The organism is Magnetococcales bacterium, assembly GCA_015231175.1.
Taxonomy (GTDB): Bacteria; Pseudomonadota; Magnetococcia; order Magnetococcales; family DC0425bin3; genus HA3dbin3.
This window is the reverse complement of sequence record JADGBZ010000118.1, coordinates 1-6,809: the sequence shown is the minus strand read 5'-3', so window position 1 is coordinate 6,809 and position 6,809 is coordinate 1. Positions and strand designations below refer to the sequence as shown.

Genomic DNA, 6,809 nt, shown 5'->3' with positions numbered 1-6,809 from the left:
CGTGGCTGGCGTGGCTGGCGTGGCTGGCGTGGCTGGCGTGGCTGGCGTGGCTGGCGTGGCTGGCATGGCATGGGTTTGTTGGCGGCATGGTACGAATCTCGGGAGGGACGTTGTGCGGGCGGCGGCTGACCACTCCCGAAGGGCTGCGAGTGCGTCCTACCGGTGAGCGTGTGCGTCAGGCCATGCTCAATATGGTACAGGGTCAATTATCGGGATGCCGGGTTTTGGATCTCTTTGCCGGCAGCGGTTTGTTGGGAATAGAGGCGTTGAGCCGGGGGGCGGCGACGGCTGTGTTTGTGGAAAAGGAGCCGGATTTGGTCCAGTTGATTCGTGGCAATTTGGAGCGAAGCGGGCTGGGGGAGCGGGGCCAGGTGATTCGCGCCTCGGTTTTTGCCCCAGAGGCATACGGAGGAGGGTCCGGGTCTGTGGATGTCTCCCGGTTTGATTTGGTGTTCATGGATCCCCCCTACGGGGAGGGGCTGGCTGCGGCGGCCTTGCAGAAGGTGGTGTGGTCACGGTTGCTGCAGCCGGATGCGGTGGTCATTGTCGAACATGCTGCCGAGATCGATGTCCTGCCCGAGTGTTGTGGCTTGCATATGTGGAAACAGCGGCGTTACGGTGGTACGGGGGTGACGCTGTTCCAGTGGACTCCCTCGTCAACATTGACAACGACGCTGGTTGAACGCCAACAATGAAACGAATCGCAGTCTATCCGGGGACGTTTGATCCGGTTACCTTGGGCCATGTGGATGTCATTACGCGCGGGGCGGCCTTGTTTGACCGGCTCATCGTTGCGGTGGCCAGCAACCACAGCAAAAAAACCCTTTTCACGGGCGAAGAGCGCATGGCGCAGATTCGCGACAGCATCCGGCATCTGCCCCATGTGGAGGTGTGCCGGATGCAGGGGTTGTTGGTGGAATACGCCAACCGGATCGGCGCCGGCGTCATTTTGCGTGGTTTGCGGGCTGTTTCCGATTTTGAGTACGAGTTCCAGATGGCCAGCATGAATCGCAAACTGGCTGGCGATGTCGAGACGGTGTTTCTCATGGCTGGGGAGTCCACCATTTTCATCTCTTCGCGGCTGGTCAAGGAGATTGCCGTGATGGGGGGGGATGTTCGGCCCTTTGTGCCAGCGCATGTGGTTCCGGAGTTGATGGCGCGCCTGAAGGCTCTCCAGCCGGACGGCCCGCAAACATAACCTGGCTGCACCCAAGGTCTGTTGGGTTTGCAGCCGCACCGCACCTTTCTGCCATACGGGGTGTTCTGGTTTGCAGCGTGTCCACATCAAGACCTTTGGCTGCCAGATGAATGCCTACGATGCGTCGCGCATGGCGGACGTGTTGGAAGTGGGACGAAACTGGCAGGTGGTGGCGGATCCGGAGCAGGCGGATCTGATCATTTTCAACACCTGCCACATTCGGGAGAAGGCCGGAGAGAAGCTGTTTTCCGAACTGGGGCGTCTGCACAAGGGGCTGCGGGGGCGTCCGGTGCGTTTTGCGGTTGGGGGGTGTGTTGGCCAGGCGGAAGGGGCGGCCATTTTCCGGCGTGCCCCCTTCGTGGATCTGGTATTCGGACCACAGAACTACCACCGCCTGCCGCTTTTTCTGGAGCGCCTTTCCCGGGGGGAACAGCGGATTTGTGCCACGGATCCGGCCACGGAGTCCAAGTTTGATGTCCTGCCCATGGTTCGGTCCCATGGGGTGGTCGCCTCCGTCACCATCCAGGAGGGTTGTGATCGGTTTTGCGCCTATTGTGTGGTGCCAACCACCCGTGGCCGGGAGTGGAGCCGGGGAGTGGAAGAGGTTTTGGCGGAGGTGACGGATCTGGCAAGCCAGGGGGTGGTGGAGATCACGCTTCTGGGTCAGAACGTCAATGCCTATCAGGGAGCGGATCGGCACGGGAGAACCCATGATCTGGCGGCATTGATCCGCCGGGTCGCCCAGGTGGAGGGTGTGAAACGTTTGCGGTTTGTGACATCCCATCCGGCGGATATGACGGATGCCCTGGTTGAGGTTTTCGCCCAGGTGCCGCAGTTGTGTCCCTACCTTCATTTGCCCATCCAGAGTGGTTCGGATCGCGTTTTGACGCGCATGGGACGCGGGCATACTGTAGCCGAATATCTTGCCTGGGTTGGAAAGTTGCGTCGTGCCGTGCCGGATATGGCTTTGGCCTCGGATTTTATTGTCGGTTTTCCCGGAGAGAGCGATGCCGACTTTCAACAAACGCTCGACCTGGTGGAACAGGTGGGATTTGCCCATGCCTATTCGTTCAAGTTTTCTCCCCGCCCGGGAACGTCTGCGGCGACCTTGCCCCAGCACATTCCGGAAGAGGTGAGCGCCAAGCGTCTGGAATTTTTGCAGGCCCGGCTCGATGCCGAACAACTGGCTGGGAACCAGCGTCAGGTTGGCCGGGTTGTGCAGCTCCTTGTGGAGGGTGTTTCCAAGCGGCGGGAGGGTGAGGTGACGGGGCGAACCGCCGATTTTCGCCGGGTCAACATTCCCGGACCTGCGGCATGGATCGGACGCATGCTCCAGGTCGAGATCACGGAAGGGATGCCCCATTCGCTCAAGGGTCGTCCCATAACCTGAAAAACCCGCCTGGTGATGCCACCCGATGGAAGAGAAAGTCCAGACTGAGCTGATCACCTTTCCTGACAATCAACTGGCCATGCGATTGTTTGGGGAGTGTGATGCGCATTTGCATTTGCTGGAAGAACAATTGTGTGTCACCTTGCACCCGCGTGGCAACTCCGTGGCCATTACGGCCCGACAGGGCCGGGTCGAGGTGGTACGGGATTTGTTACATCGGTTGTATGCTCTGTTGGAGCAGGGGGAGGTTGTGGATCCGCAGCGTGTGGCTGATGGGGCGCGGGCTTTGCTGGAAGATGTCTCCCCGACGAGGCTTTTCTCCCCCGATGTCGCTGTGCATACGCCGCGTCGGTTGATTCATCCGCGCAATGCCCGGCAGGCTGCCTACATCGAAACCCTTTGGCACACCGATCTGACCTTTGCCACGGGTCCGGCTGGGACGGGCAAGACCTATGTGGCGGTGGCGGTAGCGGTGCAGGCCTGCCTGGAAGGGCGTGTGGCACGTATCGTCCTGACCCGGCCTGCCGTGGAGGCTGGCGAACGGCTCGGATTTTTGCCAGGAGATCTCCAGGCCAAGGTGGATCCCTATTTGCGTCCCCTTTACGATGCCCTGCATGATATGCTGGGATACGAAAAGGTGGAGAAGATGCTGGACCAGAACTTGCTCGAAATTGCCCCGCTGGCCTATATGCGTGGCCGCACTCTGGAGGAGGCATTCATCATCCTCGATGAAGCGCAAAACACCACCCCTGAACAAATGAAAATGTTCCTGACCCGTCTGGGACAGACGTCGCGTGCCGTGGTGTGTGGCGATGCCACCCAGGTTGACTTGCCTGCCGGGCGTGGTTCGGGTCTTGTTCACGCCATGAAAATATTGTCCCATGTGGATGGCATCGGCATGATCCACTTTACGGATCGGGATGTGGTGCGCCACCCTCTTGTGCGGAGAATCGTTCGGGCTTACGAGGAAGCCGATGGCCAACGGTCGTAAAAACAGCGGATCCAGACAGCCTTCCGGAGCGGTTCCGGCGGGTGCGGCAGCGCTGCCTGAAAAAAAACTTCCCCCCTTGTTCCGTGTGCGCAATCCCCAGGTGCGGGCGCTTCTGGCGTGGTTGCAGCTGTCGCCGACGATCGATTTTGCCTTGTTTGCCGGCCTGGTGGGATTGTTGACCGTGGTCTATTCACCCATGGTCTTCAAGCCGCTCTATCTTCCGGAAGTGGGCGAGATATCCCGCATCGATGTCAAGGCGGATCGGGATATTCTGATTGAAGACACGGTCTCCACGTTGCGGCGCCAGGAGGAGGCTGCCCTGACCGTACCCCCGGTCTACGACTGGGATGATGGCATGATGGATTCGGTCGTCAACTATTTGCGAGAGTCCCTGACTTGGCTGGGTGAGTCGCTGCGTGCGGGTCATGGGGCCAACAACGAAGAGACGGTTCCCACCCGCGAGGCTTTTTCGCAGCGTCTGGGTGATCTTATCCCGGTCAATGCCTACAAGGCTTTGCTGGCTGCTGCCCAGTTTCCGTCTCCTGCTGCTTCGGTTCCTGTTGTCTCTCCGCACGATACGACGGGTCTGGACACTCTCCTGCCTGTGGTGCCCAAACCGATTCCCAGGGAGCTTCCTGCGTCCGCTCCTGCGCCGGGGAAGGATCCGCCATCGGACAGTCAACGCAAGGAAGATATCAAGCCCCATGCCGGACCAGGGGGTGCCACGGATGCTGAGACCAAGGATGTGCCGGTGCGGGCGACCTCCCAGACCGAGCGCAAGGATGTGGTGGCCAAAAGCGGGTTGCCCGTTTCGCCCATGCTTCCCCATCCCTATGCCGATCTGATCCGCATCATCGAAAATTGGTTGGTGCCTTTGGCCAATCAGCGGGTGGTCAGCGGACCGGAGGTGTTGCGGGATCTGGAAAAGGGCACCTATGTTCGGCGTTCCATTTCGCGGAATTCTGAGCAAAGATTAAATGATATCAATGGTTTAACAGATATTGACGGTATGCGGCAACTGCTGGTGCGCAGTGCGAACGAAAACCTCAACGAACTGCCGCGCGTATTAAGGGAGTGGATCATCAACGAAACCCGGGCGCAGATACGGCCCAATTTTGTTTTGAATCTGGCGGAGACCAAGCTGCGTCGGCAACGGGCAAAAGACTCTGTCGAGAAGGCCTTTTTTCGCGCACGTCGGGGTGAGATGGTGGTGCGTGAAGGGGAGTTGGTCAGCGAGGGGGCGCGGCGCAAGATAGAGGCTCTCAACCGGGGGCATTGGGTCGGCATCACCTTGTTCCGTTCCATCGGGCTGGCGGCGACCCTGGCCATTTTTCTTTGGCTTGGTCGCTGGTTTTTGTTGCAGACCTCCCCTGTGTTTCCGCGTGACAAAAAAACCTTGTACATCCTGGGAACCATTTTGTTCGTCAGCGCGGTGTTGTGCAACCTGACGCTCTATGTAGGCCAGGGGTTGGCGGAGTTGTTCCACTGGTATCCCACCATTGTCTACTACCTGCCGCCTGTTGCTCTGGGGTCGGCTTTGACCTCCCTGATCATCGGTGCGCGGGCTTCCCTGCCGGGGGGGGCCTTGATTGTCGGGGCGCTGTTGTCTTTTCTCTCCGCCTTGGCCGCCAATGGCGGATTGACCCTGTTCATCTATTTTTTCATCGGTTCCATGGTTGGCGCCTTCAGCCTGAGAAGTTGTCGGCGCCGCTTCGATGTTTTGGGCGCCGGTTTTCGCATTGGGTTTGCGCAGGCTGTCACCATGCCTTTGGTAGAGGCCGTTTCGGGCAACATGCTCAACTGGACCTGGTTGAGCGGCATGAGCGTGGCCATGGCCGGTGGGTTGCTGGTTGGCCTGCTTGGGTTGGCTCTGATCCCCACTCTGGAGTGGATTTTCAACCTGACCACGGATTCGCGGTTGCTGGAGTTGGCCTCCGGGGATCACCCGCTTTTGAAGCGACTTTCGCTGCGGACGCCGGGAACCTACCATCACTCCGTGATGATGGGCAACCTGGCCGAGGCCGCTGCCGAGGCAATCCATGCCAATCCTCTCATGGCCCGGGTCATGGCCCTGTATCATGACATTGGCAAGCTGTCGAAACCCCACTACTTTGTCGAAAACCAATCCGGAGAAAACCGGCACGACAACCTTTCCCCTTCCATGTCGGCCAAGATCATCATGGCGCATGTCAAGGATGGGGTGGAGATGGCCAGGGAGTATCAGTTGGGGGCGCCCATCCTGGAGGCGATCACCACCCATCAGGGGAACTCTTTGCTACAGTTTTTCTACAACAAGGCCATGCGGGAGGCCAGCCGGCGGGGGGAGACGATTCCCGAGTCCGAATACCGCTATCCTGGACCCAAACCCCAAACCCGCGAATCCGGCATTTTGATGTTGGCCGATTCGGTGGAGGCTGCGGCACGTGCGCTGAAAAACCCTTCACCGGCCAAGATTCAGAGTCTTGTGCAGCGCATCGTCAACAACAAGATTGCCGATAAGCAGTTGGATGAGTGCAGGTTGACCTTGAGCGAGATTGCCACCATCGAAGAGGCTTTTTGCCGTGTTCTCATTCTGGGTTTTTACCACCACCGCATTGCCTACCCGGATTTGATCAAAAAGCCCCCTTCGCACGTTGGCAGCCGGTCGGGTTGAGGCTGGTCATGCCTGCACCACGGCTCCGTGTGACCCGGGACCATCCGGGATGGACGCCTCAGCTGGTCAAGGTGATCCGGCAGGCGGTTGTGGCCACCTTGGCTCATACAGGGGTGTCGGGTGGCAAACAGACGCCGGAAGTGAGTCTGCTCTTGACCGGGGACGCCGCAATCCAGGAGATGAACCGGACTTGGCGCGGCATCGACAAACCCACCAACGTTCTTTCCTTCGCTTTGGAGGATGAATTCACCGTGGCGCATCCGCCCCGCGTGCGTCCGCTTGGCGATGTGGTGCTGGCCTTCGAAACGTTGCTGCGGGAAGCCACGGCGTATGACGTACCCCTCCAGGATCATCTGGCCCACATGGTGGTGCATGGGGTGTTGCATCTTCTGGGACATGACCACGAAAAATCTGCCGCCGCCGCCGAGCGCCAGGAGCAGGAGGAGAGGGCTGTGCTGAAGAGTCACCTTTTTAAAAACCTGCCATGCGTTCATCTTCTTTAAAAACCTGCCATGCGTTCATCTTCTTTAAAAATCTGCAATACGTCCGCCTTCTGGCGCAAAAAGACGCGCCAGAA

The 6,809-nt window shown here is 59.2% G+C and carries 6 protein-coding genes; all 6 read left to right on the top strand.

The window, feature by feature from the left end; all coding sequences use genetic code 11:
• The coding region (gene rsmD, locus HQL63_15335) for a 16S rRNA (guanine(966)-N(2))-methyltransferase RsmD (protein ID MBF0178198.1) at positions 1-695 on the top strand (695 nt) is incomplete at its 5' end.
• A complete protein-coding gene (coaD, locus tag HQL63_15330; GenBank protein ID MBF0178197.1) occupies positions 692-1,198 on the top strand; it encodes a pantetheine-phosphate adenylyltransferase in 507 nt (168 codons plus the stop codon). The genes rsmD and coaD, both read left to right, overlap by 4 nt.
• 70 nt (positions 1,199-1,268) lie before the next feature.
• A complete protein-coding gene (miaB, locus tag HQL63_15325; GenBank protein MBF0178196.1) occupies positions 1,269-2,588 on the top strand; it encodes a tRNA (N6-isopentenyl adenosine(37)-C2)-methylthiotransferase MiaB in 1,320 nt (439 codons plus the stop codon).
• A gap of 25 nt (positions 2,589-2,613) precedes the next feature.
• Positions 2,614-3,579: a PhoH family protein gene (locus tag HQL63_15320; GenBank protein MBF0178195.1), complete on the top strand. Its 966-nt coding sequence runs from the start codon at positions 2,614-2,616 to the stop codon at positions 3,577-3,579.
• A complete protein-coding gene (locus HQL63_15315; protein MBF0178194.1) occupies positions 3,563-6,232 on the top strand; it encodes an HDIG domain-containing protein in 2,670 nt (889 codons plus the stop codon). Before HQL63_15320 ends, HQL63_15315 begins: the two co-directional genes overlap by 17 nt.
• Before the next feature lie 8 nt (positions 6,233-6,240).
• A complete protein-coding gene (ybeY, locus tag HQL63_15310; GenBank protein ID MBF0178193.1) occupies positions 6,241-6,735 on the top strand; it encodes an rRNA maturation RNase YbeY in 495 nt (164 codons plus the stop codon).
• The last annotated feature ends 74 nt before the right edge of the window (positions 6,736-6,809 follow it).

Bases quoted from the DNA above. Each gene is read 5' to 3' on its own strand.
- coaD (MBF0178197.1), top strand. From the start codon at position 692: ATGAAACGAATCGCAGTCTATCCGGGGACGTTTGATCCGGTTACCTTG.
- HQL63_15320 (MBF0178195.1), top strand. From the start codon at position 2,614: ATGGAAGAGAAAGTCCAGACTGAGCTGATCACCTTTCCTGACAATCAA.
- HQL63_15315 (MBF0178194.1), top strand. From the start codon at position 3,563: ATGGCCAACGGTCGTAAAAACAGCGGATCCAGACAGCCTTCCGGAGCG.
- ybeY (MBF0178193.1), top strand. From the start codon at position 6,241: ATGCCTGCACCACGGCTCCGTGTGACCCGGGACCATCCGGGATGGACG.